Annotated in this window: 12 protein-coding genes; 8 read left to right on the top strand and 4 right to left on the bottom strand. The window is 60.4% G+C overall.

The window, feature by feature from the left end; translation table 11 throughout:
* Window positions 1–197 precede the first annotated feature (197 nt).
* The 5 genes from iaaA (at window position 198) to gsiD (ending at window position 6495) form a co-directional block, all read left to right on the top strand.
* On the top strand, window positions 198–1139 hold the full coding sequence (iaaA, locus tag LGM20_RS17230; RefSeq protein WP_023288966.1) for a beta-aspartyl-peptidase: 942 nt from the start codon (window positions 198–200) through the stop codon (window positions 1137–1139).
* A 16-nt stretch (window positions 1140–1155) separates the two neighbouring features.
* A complete protein-coding gene (gsiA, locus tag LGM20_RS17225; protein ID WP_044521863.1) occupies window positions 1156–3015 on the top strand; it encodes a glutathione ABC transporter ATP-binding protein GsiA in 1860 nt (619 codons plus the stop codon).
* A gap of 32 nt (window positions 3016–3047) precedes the next feature.
* Window positions 3048–4589 (top strand): glutathione ABC transporter substrate-binding protein GsiB, encoded by a 1542-nt coding sequence (gsiB, locus tag LGM20_RS17220; RefSeq protein ID WP_044521865.1) that lies wholly within the window; start codon window positions 3048–3050, stop codon window positions 4587–4589.
* A 72-nt stretch (window positions 4590–4661) separates the two neighbouring features.
* Window positions 4662–5582, top strand: a complete 921-nt coding sequence (gsiC, locus tag LGM20_RS17215; protein ID WP_004886274.1) for a glutathione ABC transporter permease GsiC — start codon at window positions 4662–4664, stop codon at window positions 5580–5582.
* Between the two features lies 1 nt (window position 5583).
* Window positions 5584–6495 (top strand): glutathione ABC transporter permease GsiD, encoded by a 912-nt coding sequence (gsiD, locus tag LGM20_RS17210; RefSeq protein ID WP_023288969.1) that lies wholly within the window; start codon window positions 5584–5586, stop codon window positions 6493–6495.
* Window positions 6496–7715: 1220 nt separating this feature from the next.
* On the opposite strand, the gene rimO is transcribed toward gsiD, so the two are convergent.
* Together rimO and LGM20_RS17200 are read right to left on the bottom strand one after the other, a co-directional pair.
* On the bottom strand, window positions 7716–9041 hold the full coding sequence (gene rimO, locus LGM20_RS17205) for a 30S ribosomal protein S12 methylthiotransferase RimO (protein WP_044521875.1): 1326 nt from the start codon (window positions 9039–9041) through the stop codon (window positions 7716–7718).
* Between the two features lie 235 nt (window positions 9042–9276).
* Window positions 9277–10518, bottom strand: a complete 1242-nt coding sequence (locus tag LGM20_RS17200; protein ID WP_044521877.1) for an oligosaccharide MFS transporter — start codon at window positions 10516–10518, stop codon at window positions 9277–9279.
* A 371-nt stretch (window positions 10519–10889) separates the two neighbouring features.
* On the opposite strand from LGM20_RS17200, the gene bssR reads away from it, so the two are divergent.
* Window positions 10890–11273: a biofilm formation regulator BssR gene (gene bssR / locus LGM20_RS17195; protein WP_023288972.1), complete on the top strand. Its 384-nt coding sequence runs from the start codon at window positions 10890–10892 to the stop codon at window positions 11271–11273.
* Window positions 11274–11388: 115 nt separating this feature from the next.
* Window positions 11389–12498 carry a PQQ-dependent sugar dehydrogenase gene (locus LGM20_RS17190; protein ID WP_044521879.1) on the top strand — a complete coding sequence of 370 codons (1110 nt, stop codon included), beginning with the start codon at window positions 11389–11391 and terminating at the stop codon, window positions 12496–12498.
* 2 nt (window positions 12499–12500) lie between these two features.
* On the opposite strand, the gene LGM20_RS17185 is transcribed toward LGM20_RS17190, so the two are convergent.
* Window positions 12501–13127 (bottom strand): glutathione S-transferase family protein, encoded by a 627-nt coding sequence (locus LGM20_RS17185; protein WP_044521882.1) that lies wholly within the window; start codon window positions 13125–13127, stop codon window positions 12501–12503.
* A gap of 255 nt (window positions 13128–13382) precedes the next feature.
* Here LGM20_RS17185 and dacC point away from each other — a divergent pair, with 255 nt between their 5' ends.
* Window positions 13383–14585: a serine-type D-Ala-D-Ala carboxypeptidase gene (gene dacC, locus LGM20_RS17180; RefSeq protein WP_004201290.1), complete on the top strand. Its 1203-nt coding sequence runs from the start codon at window positions 13383–13385 to the stop codon at window positions 14583–14585.
* Between the two features lie 53 nt (window positions 14586–14638).
* Here the strand turns inward: dacC and deoR are convergent, their stop codons facing one another.
* Complete coding sequence (deoR, locus tag LGM20_RS17175; protein WP_023288975.1) at window positions 14639–15397, bottom strand: DNA-binding transcriptional repressor DeoR; 759 nt, start codon at window positions 15395–15397, stop codon at window positions 14639–14641.
* Between the last annotated feature and the right edge of the window lie 77 nt (window positions 15398–15474).

Raw genomic sequence — 15474 nt, 5'->3', positions numbered from 1 at the left:
ATGGCAGAAAAGCGGCGCGGGCTGTATGCCACCTGGGTACGAGGCTTTACATCGACCGCCGCTCTTTCTATATTCAAAAATTGTATAAGGCATTCAGCAATATAATGATATCAATACCCTTATTCCTGACGTGACCGGTGCCGCGACGCGGTACGACAGGGCGGGGGCTATCCACTTCATCGTTAAGGACTGGCGAAATGGGCAAGGCGGTTATAGCAATTCACGGCGGCGCAGGGGCGATTTCTCGCGCGCAGATGACGCCGGAGCGGGAGCGGGAGTACGTGGCGGCGCTGTCGGCTATCGTCGAAAGCGGGCAGAAAATGTTGGCTGCAGGCGCCAGTGCGCTGGATGCCGTGACCGAGGCCGTCCGTCTGCTGGAGGAGTGTCCGCTGTTTAACGCCGGGATGGGCTCGGTATTTACCCACGATCAAACCCACGAGCTGGACGCCTGCGTGATGGACGGCTACAGCCTGCAGGCGGGGGCGGTGGCCGGGGTCAAACATCTACGTAATCCGGTGCTGGCGGCGCGTCTGGTGCTGGAGGAGAGCCCGCACGTGCTGCTGATCGGCGAGGGGGCGGAAAATTTCGCCTTCTCCCACGGAATGGCGCGCGTCGATAACGATCTCTTTTCCACCCCCGAGCGTCTGCTGCAGCTGCAGGAGGCGAAAGCGGGCGGGGAGATCATCCTTGACCATCACGCCGCTCCGCTCGACGAACGGCAGAAAATGGGCACCGTCGGGGCGGTGGCGCTCGATCTGGCCGGCAATCTGGCGGCGGCGACCTCCACCGGCGGCATGACCAACAAACTGCCCGGACGCGTCGGCGACAGCCCGCTGCCGGGCGCGGGGTGCTACGCCAACAACGCCAGCGTGGCGGTCTCCTGCACCGGCACCGGCGAAGTCTTTATGCGTACCCTGGCGGCCTACGATATCGCCGCCCTGATGGAGTACGGTCAGCTCAGTCTCTATTCCGCCTGCGAGCGGGTGGTGATGGAGAAGCTGCCGGCCCTCGGCGGCAGCGGCGGGCTGATTGCCGTCGATCGCGAAGGCAACGTCGTTTTACCGTTTAACAGCGAAGGCATGTACCGCGCCTGGTGCTATGCCGGCGATACGCCGACCATTGGCATTTATCGCGAATAGAACAAGGGAGAGGAGAGTGCCGCAAACTCACGAAACGGATACCTGCGAAGTACTGGTGGTGCGCAACCTGAACGTGGCGTTCCGCCAGCAGGATGCGCCAGAGGTGCAGGCCGTGCGTCAGCTTTCCTTCAGCCTGCGCCGCGGCGAGACGCTGGCGATTGTCGGGGAGTCCGGTTCGGGAAAATCGGTCACCGCGCTGGCGCTGATGCGTCTGCTTGACGCCGCCAGCAGCGAGGTGAGCAGCGAGGGGCTGTGGCTGCGACGGCGCAACCGGCAGGTGATCGCGCTCAATGAGCAATCGGAGGCCGAAATGCGCCGGGTACGCGGCGCGGATCTGGCGATGATTTTTCAGGAGCCGATGACCTCGCTGAACCCGGTATTCACCATCGGCGAGCAGATCGCCGAATCCCTGCGCCTGCACCAGGGGTTGGGGCGCGAAGAGGCGCTGCGCGCGGCGAAAAAGATGCTCGACCAGGTGCGTATTCCCCAGGCGGAAGAGATGCTCTCACGCTATCCGCACCAGCTCTCCGGCGGCATGCGCCAGCGGGTGATGATCGCCATGGCGCTCTCCTGTCGGCCGGCGGTGCTGATTGCCGACGAGCCGACCACGGCGCTGGATGTCACCATTCAGGCGCAAATTTTGCAACTTATCACCGTCCTGCAAAAGGAGATGGCGATGGGGGTAATCTTTATCACCCACGACATGGGGGTGGTGGCCGATATCGCCGATCGGGTGCTGGTCATGTATCGCGGCGAGGCGGTGGAGACCGGCAGCGTCGAGGAGATTTTCCGTTCACCGCAGCATCCTTATACGCAGTCGCTGTTGGCGGCGGTCCCCCGGCTGGGGGAGATGCGCGGTCAGGATCTGCCGCGCCGCTTCCCGCTACCGGGGCAGCCGCTGGCGGAGACAGACACGCCAGACACGGTGGTGGCGGGGGAGCCTATTCTGCAGGTGCGCGATCTGGTGGCCCGTTTTCCGGTGCGCGGCGGACTGCTCAATCGCGTGACGCGCGAAGTGCATGCGGTGGAGAAGGTGAGTTTTGATCTCTGGCCGGGAGAGACCCTGTCGCTGGTGGGGGAGTCCGGCTGCGGCAAGTCGACTACCGGCCGGGCGCTGCTGAGGCTGGTTGAGACCCAGGGGGGCACCATTACCTTCGATGGTCAGCGGATCGATACCCTCTCCGGCAGCAAGCTGCAGTCCCTGCGGCGCAATATTCAGTTTATTTTTCAGGACCCTTACGCCTCGCTCGATCCGCGCCAGACAGTCGGCGATTCGATTATGGAGCCGCTGCGGGTGCATGGCCTGCTGGACAGGGAGGCGGCGCGCGAGCGGGTCGCCTGGCTGCTTAAGCGCGTGGGGCTGCAGCCGGAGCATGCCTGGCGCTACCCCCACGCCTTTTCCGGCGGCCAGCGGCAGCGGATCTGCATTGCCCGCGCGCTGGCGCTTAATCCGAAGGTGGTGATTGCCGATGAGTCGGTGTCGGCCCTGGATGTCTCCATTCGGGCGCAGATTATCAATCTGATGCTCGACCTGCAGCGCGAAATGGGCATCGCGTTTCTGTTTATTTCCCATGATATGGCGGTGGTGGAGCGCATCAGCCACCGCGTGGCGGTGATGTATCGCGGCCGGATTGTCGAAATCGGCCCGCGCCGCGCGGTGTTTGAAAACCCGCAGCACCCCTATACCCGTAAGCTCATGGCCGCCGTACCGGTGGCCGACCCGGCCTACCGTCATCCGCAACGGGTCCTGCTGTCAGATGACGTTCCGGGCAATATTTATAAGCGGGGCGAAGAGATCGCCAGCCCGCCATTGCAGCAGGTTGGGCCGGGCCACTTCGTCGCCCGCGACGCCGCCGATGTGCTGGGCAGAGCATAACAACACATAACGCACCTTTTCAGGAGAACACGATGACACAACCTGTTTCACGCAAATGGTGGCTGGCGCTGAGTATCGCGGCGGCCCTGGCGAGCGCCCCCGCTTTTGCCGCCAAAGATGTGGTGGTGGCGGTCGGGTCTAACTTCACGACGCTCGACCCCTATGATGCCAACGATACCCTGTCGCAGGCGGTGGCGAAGTCCTTTTATCAAGGCCTGTTCGGCCTTGATAAAGAGATGAAGCTGCAAAATGTCCTTGCCGAGAGCTACACCGTATCGCCGGATGGCCTGGTGTACACCATCAAGCTGCACAGCGGGGTGAAATTCCAGGATGGCACCGACTTTAACGCCGAGGCGGTCAAGGCTAACCTCGACCGCGCCAGCAACCCGGAAAACCATCTTAAGCGCTATAACCTGTATAAAAATATCGCCAGCACCGAGGCGGTCGATCCAACCACGGTGAAAATTACCCTCAAGCAGCCGTTCTCGGCGTTTATTAATATTCTCGCCCATCCGGCGACGGCGATGATTTCGCCGGCGGCGCTGAAAAAATATGGCAAAGACATCGGCTTCCACCCGGTCGGCACCGGGCCGTATAAGCTCGATACCTGGAACCAGACCGACTTCGTGAAGGTCAGCAAGTTCGATGGCTACTGGCAGCCGGGGCTGCCGAAGCTGGATTCCATTACCTGGCGACCGGTGGTCGATAACAATACCCGGGCGGCGATGCTGCAGACCGGCGAGGCGCAGTTCGCCTTCCCGATCCCCTATGAGCAGGCGCCGCTGCTGGCGAAAAACAGCAAACTGGAGCTGGTGGCCAGTCCGTCGATCATGCAGCGTTACATCAGCATGAACGTGACGCAGAAGCCGTTCGATAATCCGAAGGTGCGCGAAGCGATCAACTACGCCATCAACCGCCAGGCGCTGGTCAAGGTGGCGTTTGCCGGCTACGCCACCCCGGCGACCGGCGTGGTGCCGCCGTCGATTGCCTACGCCCAGAGCTACCCCGCGTGGCCTTACGATCCGGCGAAAGCGCGCCAGCTGCTGAAAGAGGCCGGCTACCCCAACGGGTTTAACACGACGCTGTGGTCGTCACATAACCACAGCACCGCACAGAAAGTGCTGCAGTTTACCCAGCAGCAGCTGGCGCAGGTGGGCATTAAGGCGCAGGTGACGGCGATGGACGCCGGTCAGCGGGCGGCGGAAGTGGAAGGTAAAGGGCAGAAAGAGAGCGGGGTACGGATGTTCTATACCGGCTGGTCCGCCTCCACTGGCGAAGCCGACTGGGCGCTGTCGCCGCTGTTTGCTTCCCAAAACTGGCCGCCGACCCTGTTCAACACCGCCTTTTACAGCAACCCGCAGGTGGATAGCGCACTGAGCGAGGCGCTGAAAACCACCGATCCGCAAGAGAAAACCAAACTCTATAAAGCGGCGCAGGATATTATCTGGAAAGAGTCGCCGTGGGTGCCGCTGGTGGTGGAGAAACTGGTCTCTGCCCACAGCAAGAATCTCACTGGCTTCTATATCCAGCCGGACACCGGCTTCAGCTTCGAACAGGCAGATTTAACACCGTGAAGGTCGAGATGATGCCCTCCGGCACGGGTGGGAGGAGGGCGGTTTTTCCGCGGGGCGGGTGGTGGAGGTACGATGCTCAACTATGTGATTAAGCGCCTGCTGGGGCTGATCCCCACCCTGCTAATCGTCGCGGTGCTGGTGTTTCTCTTCGTCCATATGCTGCCCGGCGATCCGGCGCGGCTGATTGCCGGACCGGAAGCCGACGCCCAGGTGGTGGCGATGGTGCGCCAGCAGCTGGGGCTTGACCAGCCGCTGCACGTCCAGTTTTGGCACTACATCACCAACGTGCTGCGCGGCGATTTTGGCATGTCCATGGCCTCGCGGCGTCCCGTTGCCAGTGAGATAGCCAGCCGCTTTATGCCCACCCTGTGGCTGACGCTGGCCAGCATGAGCTGGGCGGTGCTGTTTGGCATGGCGGCGGGGATCGCGGCGGCGGTGTGGCGCAATCGCTGGCCCGACCGTCTGGGAATGGCGCTGGCGGTGAGCGGCATTTCGTTTCCGGCCTTTGCCCTTGGTATGCTGCTGATGCAGGTGTTTTCGGTTGAGCTGGGCTGGCTGCCGACGGTGGGGGCCGACAGCTGGCGGCACTATATTTTGCCTTCGCTGACCCTCGGCGCGGCGGTGGCGGCGGTGATGGCGCGCTTTACCCGCGCGTCGTTCGTCGATGTGCTGCATGAAGACTATATGCGTACCGCCCGGGCGAAAGGGGTGAGCGAAACGCGGGTGGTGCTCAAGCATGGTCTGCGCAATGCGATGATCCCGGTCGTCACCATGATGGGGCTGCAGTTCGGCTTTCTGCTCGGCGGCTCGATCGTCGTGGAGAAGGTCTTCAACTGGCCGGGGCTGGGGCGACTGCTGGTCGATTCGGTAGAAATGCGCGATTACCCGGTGATTCAGGCGGAAGTGCTGCTCTTTTCGCTGGAGTTTATTCTTATCAATTTAGTGGTTGATGTGCTGTACGCGGCCATAAACCCGGCTATCAGGTATAAGTAAGGTGCGATTGCTTAACTGGAGAAGGCAGGCGGCGCTGAACGCCATGCCGGGCATCAGGCCCGGCGAGATCCATACCCCCTGGCATGAGTTCTGGCGGCGCTTTCGGCGTCAGCCGGTGGCCATGGGCGCCGGTATTTTTGTGCTGTTGCTGATTGCGGTGGCCATCGTCGCCCCATGGATAGCGCCGTACGATGCGGAAAATTATTTTGACTATGACCGGCTTAACGAGGGGCCTTCGCTGGTGCACTGGTTCGGCGTCGACTCGCTGGGGCGCGATATTTTCAGCCGGGTGCTGGTGGGCGCGCAGATCTCGCTGGCCGCCGGGGTGCTGGCGGTGCTGATTGGCGCGGCCATCGGCACGGTGCTTGGGCTGCTGGCCGGCTACTATGAGGGCTGGTGGGATCGGCTGATTATGCGTCTGTGCGACGTGCTGTTCGCCTTTCCGGGGATCCTGCTGGCGATCGCGGTGGTCGCCGTCATGGGCAGCGGGATGGCCAACGTGATTATCGCCGTGGCGATCTTCTCGATCCCGGCGTTCGCCCGGCTGGTGCGCGGCAATACTCTGGTATTAAAGCAGCAGACTTTTATTGAATCGGCGCGCAGTATTGGCGCCAGCGATGCCACCATCCTCTTCCACCACATCCTGCCGGGGACGGTGTCGTCAATCGTGGTTTATTTCACCATGCGCATTGGGGTATCGATTATTTCGGCGGCCAGTCTGTCGTTTCTCGGCCTCGGCGCGCAGCCGCCCACGCCGGAGTGGGGTGCCATGCTCAACGAGGCGCGGGCGGATATGGTGATGTCTCCGCACGTGGCGCTGTTTCCGGCGGTGGCGATTTTCTTGACCGTGCTGGCGTTTAATCTGCTGGGAGATGGCCTGCGCGATGCGCTGGATCCGAAGTTAAAGGGGTAGGGTGAGGGAAAGCACCGCCGTGCGGTGCTTTATATTATTTGTGGCGTCAGCGCATCTTGCGCTCCCGGTTAATTTTCTGCGTTATGCCTGGCATGGCGCAGGGAGCGCACAGGGGGCGGCCAGTCGCCGCCACCCCCTGTACCCCCGGGCTCCGGCCAGCAAAATCGCCACTGCGTGGTCCCTTCGACTTTTCCCTGCAGGCTTCGGGTCGGGCCGAGGCAGCGTCCGTGCAAAACACGGCCCTCAGCCCGCATCCATGCGGGCTGCCCCGACCTTCCGGGAACGTCTCAGCGATTTTGAGGCCGTCAGCACCGGCAGTTTCAGCAACCATGGTGAATAAATTAACGACAGGTCGCACGAACTCCAGGCCGGGTCATGCGCAGCCGCCACCCGGCACAAAATCGGCTCCGTGCCCGCTGTCATCGCCCGGTGGCGCTGCGCTTACCGGGCCTACGAGGTATGAGCCTGTGAGAGGACCCCGTAGGCCGGGTAAGGCGGAGCCGCCACCCGGCATAAAAGTGGCTCCGTGCCTGCTGTCATCGCCCGGTGGCGCTGCGCTTACCGGGCCTACGAGGTATGAGCCTGTGAGAGGACCCCGTGGACCGGGTAAGGCGCAGCCGCCACCCGGCATAAAAGTGGCTCCGTGCCTGCTGTCATCGCCCGGTGGCGCTGCGCTTACCGGGCCTACGATGTGTCAGCCTGTGAGAGGACCCTGTAGGCCGGGTAAGGCGCAGCCGCCACCCGGCATAAAAGTGGCTCCGTGCCTGCTGTCATCGCCCGGTGGCGCTGTGCTTACCGGCCTACGAGGTATGAGCCTGTGAGAGGACCCCGTAGGCCGGGTAAGGCGGAGCCGCCACCCGGCATAAAAGTGGCTCCGTGCCTGCTGTCATCGCCCGGTGGCGCTGCGCTTACCGGGCCTACGAGGTATGAGCCTGTGAGAGGACCCCGTGGACCGGGTAAGGCGCAGCCGCCACCCGGCATAAAAGTGGCTCCGTGCCTGCTGTCATCGCCCGGTGGCGCTGTGCTTACCGGCCTACGAGGTATGAGCCTGTAAGAGGACCCCGTAGGCCGGGTAAGGCGTAGCCGCCACCCGGCAAAATAACGGCGCAACAGGGTTGGCTGGAAGGTAATCGGCGCTGCGCTTGCCGGGCCTGGGGGGGAGCCTACGGGAGGACCCCCCAGGCTGGGGAATGCGATAAGCCGCTATCCGGGAAGCTGGACTAGATCCGGGTTCCCCACAGATCGTATTCGTCGGCGTGCTCGACTTTCACCCGCACCACGTCGCCCGGCTTAACGCGGGTTTCGCCGTTCAGGTAGACCGCGCCGTCGATTTCCGGGGCGTCGGCCATGCTGCGGCCAATGGCGCCTTCTTCATCCACTTCATCCACCAGCACCAGGATTTCGCGGCCCACTTTTTCCTGCAGACGCTCGGCAGAGATCTGCTGCTGCAGCTGCATAAAGCGGTTCCAGCGCTCCTCTTTCACCTCTTCCGGCACCTGGTCCGCCAGCTCATTGGCGGTGGCGCCTTCAACCGGGCTGTACTTGAAGCAGCCGACGCGGTCGAGACGCGCCTCTTTCAGGAAGTCGAGCAGCATCTGGAAATCTTCTTCCGTTTCGCCCGGGAAGCCCACGATAAAGGTGGAGCGCAGGGTCAGATCCGGGCAGACTTCACGCCACTGCTTGATGCGCGCCAGCTGACGGTCCGCGGATCCTGGACGCTTCATCAGCTTCAGGATACGCGGGCTGGCGTGCTGCAGCGGAATATCGAGGTACGGCAGAATTTTGCCTTCCGCCATCAGCGGGATCACATCGTCGACGTGCGGGTACGGGTAGACATAGTGCAGGCGCACCCAGATGCCGAGCTTCGCCAGCTCTTCGCACAGGCTGACCATGCTGGTCTTCACCGGCATACCGTTGTGGAAACCGGTGCGGTGCTTGACGTCGACGCCGTAGGCGGAGGTGTCCTGCGAAATCACCAGCAGCTCTTTCACGCCAGCGTCAGCGAGGCGTTTGGCTTCCGCCAGCACTTCGCCAATCGGACGGCTCACCAGATCGCCGCGCATGGACGGAATAATGCAGAAGGTGCAGCGATGGTTGCAGCCTTCGGAAATTTTTAAGTAGGCGTAGTGGCGCGGCGTCAGCTTAACACCCTGTTCCGGCACCAGGCTCAGGAACGGGTTGTGCTTCGGCTTTGGCGTATAGTGGTGGACGTGCTCCAGCACCTGCTCATAGCTGTGCGGACCGGTGATCTCCAGCACCTTCGGGTGCACTTCGCGGATCTGATCCTCTTTTGCGCCGAGACAGCCGGTGACGATCACCTTGCCGTTCTCTTTCAACGCTTCGCCGATCGCTTCCAGCGATTCCTGCACAGCGCTGTCGATAAAGCCGCAGGTGTTAACGATCACCATATCGGCGTTGTCGTAGGTAGGTACGACGTCATAACCTTCGGTGCGCAGTTCGGTCAGGATACGCTCTGAGTCCACGAGGTTTTTCGGGCAGCCCAGGGAGACGAAGCCGATTTTCGGCTGGTGCGTGACATTGCTCATAGCTTAAAAAGTGTTCAATTATTGGAATGGTCAGGGCAGGAATTCTACAGATCTTTGCGAAAAAGAGTATAGCTCCGTCACGGTTAATGGTGAAAAAGCGCACCCAACCCTGCCTTTCACGACCCTGCCGCTACAGCGGATCCCGCACGCCCCGGGGCAGAGGGGCGGGAAACGCTTCCGGCACGCCGTGCGCGCGGGCGGCGACTCATGCCCGGCGTTGCTGCCGGGCAGAGACTTATTGCGCCGGGGTGACGGCTCCGGAGGGGGCGACGCCGGGCTTTTTCGGCTCGCGCTTATCCTGCAGCGTGAAGACAGAGATCAGAGTAAAGAGCCCGGCTATGCCGCCGAGGATCAGATAGGTGTCGGCGAAGCCAATGGTATCGTACAGATAGCCTGCCAGCGGCGAGTAGATGGCGGTGGCGATCGAGGCGACAAACAGCACCAGTAAATAGACTGTTGAAGAGAGCTTGTGGTCGAAGTTGGCGGCGATGAATTTAAAGACCGACACCAGAATTAACGGTTTCTCCAGGGCATGCATCATTTTTACTGCGCCAATCCACACCGGGCCGAGAGGCACCGCCGAGCCAGCAATACGTACCGACATGATCAGCCCGGCAATGATCAGCGCCCATTTGGCGCCGGTCCGGTTAACAAACCACGGCATCAGGCATAAGAACAGCGTTTCGCCGCACACCTGAATGGAGGCGAGGATCCCATACCAGCGGTTGCCTTCCTCCGGCGTCGGGAATTGCAGCGAGAAGTACTGGGCAAATTGCTGATCGTAGGTGTCATAAATCTGCGTGACGAACAGGGTAAAGATCAGCAGCATCCAGAACTGGCTGTTCTTCGCCAGCTCAAGGGCATGGGAGACCTTCAGCGATTCGCTTCGCGCCACATCGGCATCAGTTAATTCGATTTTGGTCAGCATAAAGCAGACGGCGGCGATGACGATGGCGAGGCTGGCGAGCCAGAAGGCCAGATTGGGATTGCTGTCGATATATTTACCGACGATCCAGGCCGCGGCCGCCCAGCCTAACGAGCCCCACATCCGCACCCGACCGTATTCGAACTGGTAGCGGCGGGAAATCTTATCGATATAAGAGTCGATCACCCCGCAGCCGGAGTTAAAGATGATCCCCAGATAGATGCCCCCCAGCAGCGCGCCAATCCAGAAGCTATGCATCAGCAGCGGCGCGTAAACGTAGATAAAGAAGGGGCCTACCGGCAGGAGCAGCGCCACCAGCAGCCAGATAAGGCGTTTTTTCAGGCCGAACTTGTCGGAGATAAAGCCGAAGAAAGGCTGCATCAGCAGGGCGATAAAGGCGTTGATCGAATAGAGCAGGCCGGTTTTCGTGGCGCTGATGCCAAGGTGCTGGGTGGTCCAGATGACAAAGAAAGCCATGGTCGACGACCAGGCGAACAGGTAGAGGAAATCGAAAAGACTCAACAGAAGGTAGTTTCTTTTACCGGGCGTCATGGTTCAGTTCCTTGCAAAGGGGCAGAGAGATCATCAGCGAACCGCGGTCGCTGTTTTTATTAAATGTTATACGTATTACATTAATGATTTGTTATGGCATCCTGAGTGGCCATCGCGCAATAGCTCCAGCGATATAATGTGATCATTGCAGCACTATTTTGGCCTTTTTATGGCGGCGAATGCGAATTAATTTCTTTGTGAAATCAAATGTGATCGTATAACATAATCTTTGTTATATACCTGACAATGCGGCAAGGTTGTTACATTGTAAAGGGTGTTAAAGGCTTGGGAATAATTGACCTGGCGCATCATTTTGTACAAAAAATAACCGTATTATGGATGAGGTAAAGGACGACAGAGGAGGAACCGTGATGACCGTTGACAGACTATACCGCCACCTTTTGCAGAAGCTCATTAACGCCAATATCGATATTGACGCCTATCTGCAGCTGCGAAAGGCCAAAGGCTACATGTCAGTCAGCGAAAATGACCATCTGCGTGAAAACTTGTTTGAGCTTTGCCGTGAAATGCGTGCCCAGGCGCCGCGCCTGCAGAATGTCATTTCACCGGAGGAGAGGGATGCCCTTCGTTTGGCCGGCGAGTCCGTCGCCGCCGCTGCAGTATGCCTGATGAGCGGACATCATGATTGTCCGCTGTACATCGCTGTTAACGTAGAGAAGCTAGAACGCTGTCTGACAGGATTGACTTCAAATATTCATAAATTGAATAAATTGTCGCCAATCCCTCATGCCTGATCGGCTGAAACCCAGGGGAAGTGGACGCTTCCCCTGTTAAAGGTTATGTAAAAATCCCCGCGCAAATCTCCCCGCTGGCTACCCTTTAGCGCAGAGCTGACGAAAGGAGAATGCCATGCGTCCGATCCCGCTGCTGTTGCTATTGAGCGCCCTGTCGCTGCCGGCCCTGAGCCAGGCCGCGGTGCGGGTGGAAGTATTGCAGAACCGGCTGGCCCATCCGTGGAGCCTGGCGTTTCTCCCCGGCGACCAGGGCATGTTGATTACTCTGCGCGGCGGCGAGCTCAAGCGCTGGCAGCCGGGTAAAGGCCTGTCGGCGCCGATAGCCGGCGTGCCGCAGGTGTGGGCCAACGGCCAGGGAGGCTTACTGGACGTGGCGTTGGCCCCGGATTTCGCGCAGTCGCGGCGGGTGTGGCTAAGCTATGCGGAGAGCGACGCCAGCGGCAAAGCGGGCACCGCGGTGGGCTACGGGCAGTTGAGCCAGGATGCCACGCAGCTGACGAACTTCACCGTGGTGTTTCGCCAGCAGCCGAAACTCTCCGTCGGCAATCATTTTGGTGGCCGGCTGGTATTCGACGGCAAAGGGCATCTGTTTATTGGCCTCGGGGAGAACAATCAGCGTCCCACCGCTCAGGATCTCGGCAAGCTGCAGGGAAAAGTGGTCCGTCTGACGGAGACCGGGGGCGTTCCGCCGGATAACCCCTTTGTTGGCCGGGCCGACGTGAGGCCGGAGATCTGGGCCTACGGCATCCGCAATCCGCAGGGTATGGCGATGAATCCGTGGAGCGGGGCGCTGTGGCTGAACGAGCATGGTCCGCGCGGCGGGGATGAAATTAATATCCCGCAGGCGGGAAAAAACTACGGCTGGCCGCTGGCGACGCACGGCATTAACTACAGCGGCCTGCCCATTCCGGAGGCCAGGGGCAAGACGGTGCCGGGGACCGAGCCTCCCCTGCATGTCTGGCCGGTCTCACCGGGAGTGAGCGGGATGGCCTTTTACGCGGCGCAGACCTTTCCCCAGTGGCAACATAAGCTGTTTATCGGCGCGCTGAAGGAGACGTCGCTGATTGTTCTGGCGGTGGACGGCAATCAGGTCCGCGAGGAGGAGCGCCTGCTGGAGGCGCGCGGGAAACGGATCCGCGACGTCCGCGTGGGACCCGACGGCTATCTGTATGTGTTAACCGACGAGTCTAACGGCGAGCTATTGCGGCTGAGTCCGGAGAGTTAATTTCAGGTGACCGGGATCTGCACCACTTCGCGCCAGGCCGGACGCTGGCTAATCTGCTGATACCAGCGCTGCAGATGGGGACGCGGTTGCCAGCTGTCGAGGATCGACAGCAGGTTGTAGACGAAGGGGGCGACGGCAATATCGCCAAGGCCGAACTGCTCGCCGGAGAGCCACGGCGTTTTCGCCAGCTCGTCATCCAGCATGGCGAACAGCGCTTCGCAGGCGCTGATCCCCGCGGCGATGGCCGCCGGGTCGCGTTGCTCCGGCGGCGTCCTCACCAGACCCATTAATACCGGGCGATGGGCGGGAGAGAGCGTGCCGTTGGACCAGTCCATCCACTTATCGCCTTGCGCGCGCTGCGCCGGCGCGGCCAGCCACAGACGGTCAGCGCCATACTGGGCGGCAAGGTAGCGAATAATCGTATTTGATTCCCACAACACCACCCCGGTGGCGTCGTCCTTTAACAGCGGCACCAGCCCGTTGGGGTTCATCGCCAGATATTCCGGGTCACGATTGAGACCAAACTCCAGCCCGGCGAGGATTTGCTCATACGGCAGATCCAGCTCCTCCAGCACCCAGCGCACTTTCTTCACGTTGGTCGAGTTATTACGTCCCCACAGTGTAATCATTTTCGCTCCTGAGTTTGTTTCACTGCCGTTGCAGCGCGATCGGCGATCATGTTGGGATAAAGTTAATATTTAGGCAATCACGATCAAAAAAATTGTTCTGATTAAAGCACAGCGGCATGTTATTGCGTAAACTTTAAAAACTTTACCAACTCGCTGTTTCTTTAAGGTCATTTGTACGCTTTACTCACCGGTTGCTGCGGCGCGGTCAGAGTGGCGCGGCATATTTTGTTTGGAAAGGATACTTGGGTGGCTCTTATGATGCATGACGCTTTTTCCCTTCGCGGCCTCGCGGCAGGTTGCGCGCTGTTATTTCTTGTCGCACCTGCGGTGCAGGCTGCAGAACAACTCCCCGACGCCCCTTCGATTGACGCTCGCGCCTGGATCCTGATGGACTACGCCAGCGGGAAGGTGCTGAGCGAAGGCAATGCCGATGAAAAACTCGACCCGGCCAGTCTGACGAAGATCATGACCAGCTACGTGGTGGGGCAGGCGATAAAAGCGGGAAAAATTAAACTGACCGATATGGTGACCGTCGGGCGCGATGCCTGGGCGACCGGCAACCCGGCGCTGCGCGGTTCATCGGTGATGTTCCTCAAGCCCGGCATGCAGGTTTCAGTAGAAGATCTGAACAAAGGGGTCATCATTCAGTCCGGTAACGACGCCAGCATTGCCATTGCGGACTACGTGGCGGGCAGCCAGGACGCTTTCGTCAGCCTGATGAACGGCTACGCCAAAAAAATGGGGCTGACCAACACCACCTTTATGACCGTCCACGGCCTCGATGCGCCGGGGCAGTTCAGTACCGCCCGCGATATGGCGTTACTGACCAAAGCGATGATCCACGACGTACCGGAAGAGTACGCGGTACATAAAGAGAAAGAGTTTACCTTTAATAAAATTCGCCAGCCAAACCGTAACCGCCTGCTGTGGAGCACCAACCTCAACGCCGATGGCGTGAAAACCGGGACCACCGCCGGGGCCGGCTATAACCTGGTTTCTTCGGCCACTCAGGGCGATATGCGTCTGATTGCCGTGGTGCTGGGGACCAAAACCGACCGCATTCGCTTTAACGAGTCGGAAAAACTGCTAACCTGGGGCTTCCGCTTCTATGAAACCGTGACGCCGATTAAACCGGATGCCACCTTCGTCACCCAGCGCGTGTGGTTTGGCGACAGCAGCGAAGCGAAACTGGGGGCCGGCGAAGCGGGCTCTATCACCCTGCCGAAGGGCCAGCTGAAAAACCTGAAAGCCAGCTACACCTTAAACCAGCCGCAGCTTACCGCGCCGCTGGAGAAGGGGCAGGTGGTCGGGACTATCGACTTTAAGCTGAATGATAAAACCATCGAGCAGCGCCCGCTGATCGTCATGGAGCCGGTGAAAGAGGGCGGCTTCTTCAGCCGGATGATCGACTTCGTACTGATGAAACTGCACGGCTGGTTCGGCAGCTGGTTCTCCTGATGCCATGACCGCGCCCGGCGGGGCGCGGTCAGTTATGCTTCAATAGTGACGCTTCAATACAGCAGGGAGATCTGCTGTGCCTTCGCCAGCGCCACCAGCTCATCATCCGGGCAGATATCGCTGGCGATCACGTCAAACTTCGCTAACGCCCCCATGCGCGCCGGACGCACTTTGCCAAACTTGCTGTGGTCGACCACCAACACGTGGTAGCGCGCGTGTCGCATCGCCCAGTGTTTGACCGGCAGCTCCTCCAGGTTATAGCAGGTCGCCCCCTGTTCGCAGTCAATGCCCGCCGCCGAGTAAAAGGCGATGTCAGGGCTCAGATGGCTGAGGGTATCCTCAAGGCTCAGCGGCATAAAAATCGCGTTGCTGGCATGAAATTCTCCACCACACAGGACCGCGCGGCACTGGGGCTTTTCCTGCAGGGCCAGAAAGGTGTTCAGGGAGTAGCAGACGCCGGTGAAGGGCAAGGCATCGTCAATGGCGTCAATGATCCACGGGGTGGTGGTCCCGCAGTCGAAGAAGGCCATCTGATGGGGCTCCAGCAGCGCGGCCGCATGGCGGGCGGCGCGGCGTTTCTCCTCGACCAGCCGGGTCTTTTGGTCGCTGAGCAGGTAATGGGTGGCGCTGCGCGGCTCCAGCACAATGTATCCGCCGAGCAGCACGACCGGACCGCTGTGGCCGTTGAGGTCGCGACGAATGGTCATTTCCGACACCCCAAGCAGGGAGGCCGCTTCTTTCAGATGCAGCTTATCGCTGCGCTTGAGTGCCTGAATGAGTTGACTGATGCGTTCGTCACGGCGAGTTTCCATATTCCCTCTGCGCTAAAATCGCCCTGCGGAGGCAGGGCGTTAGCGGGATTTTACCTGTCGCTTGCGGGTTAGTCACG

This window comes from Klebsiella quasipneumoniae subsp. quasipneumoniae (assembly GCF_020525925.1).
Classification (GTDB): Bacteria; Pseudomonadota; Gammaproteobacteria; order Enterobacterales; family Enterobacteriaceae; genus Klebsiella; species Klebsiella quasipneumoniae.
Note: the sequence above shows the minus strand (reverse complement) of the source record. Positions and strands in the feature narration are given on the sequence as shown.

Bases quoted from the DNA above. Each gene is read 5' to 3' on its own strand.
- iaaA (WP_023288966.1), top strand. From the start codon at position 198: ATGGGCAAGGCGGTTATAGCAATTCACGGCGGCGCAGGGGCGATTTCT.
- gsiB (WP_044521865.1), top strand. From the start codon at position 3,048: ATGACACAACCTGTTTCACGCAAATGGTGGCTGGCGCTGAGTATCGCG.
- gsiC (WP_004886274.1), top strand. From the start codon at position 4,662: ATGCTCAACTATGTGATTAAGCGCCTGCTGGGGCTGATCCCCACCCTG.
- rimO (WP_044521875.1), bottom strand. From the start codon at position 9,041: ATGAGCAATGTCACGCACCAGCCGAAAATCGGCTTCGTCTCCCTGGGC.
- LGM20_RS17200 (WP_044521877.1), bottom strand. From the start codon at position 10,518: ATGACGCCCGGTAAAAGAAACTACCTTCTGTTGAGTCTTTTCGATTTC.
- bssR (WP_023288972.1), top strand. From the start codon at position 10,890: ATGACCGTTGACAGACTATACCGCCACCTTTTGCAGAAGCTCATTAAC.
- LGM20_RS17190 (WP_044521879.1), top strand. From the start codon at position 11,389: ATGCGTCCGATCCCGCTGCTGTTGCTATTGAGCGCCCTGTCGCTGCCG.
- LGM20_RS17185 (WP_044521882.1), bottom strand. From the start codon at position 13,127: ATGATTACACTGTGGGGACGTAATAACTCGACCAACGTGAAGAAAGTG.
- dacC (WP_004201290.1), top strand. From the start codon at position 13,383: ATGATGCATGACGCTTTTTCCCTTCGCGGCCTCGCGGCAGGTTGCGCG.
- deoR (WP_023288975.1), bottom strand. From the start codon at position 15,397: ATGGAAACTCGCCGTGACGAACGCATCAGTCAACTCATTCAGGCACTC.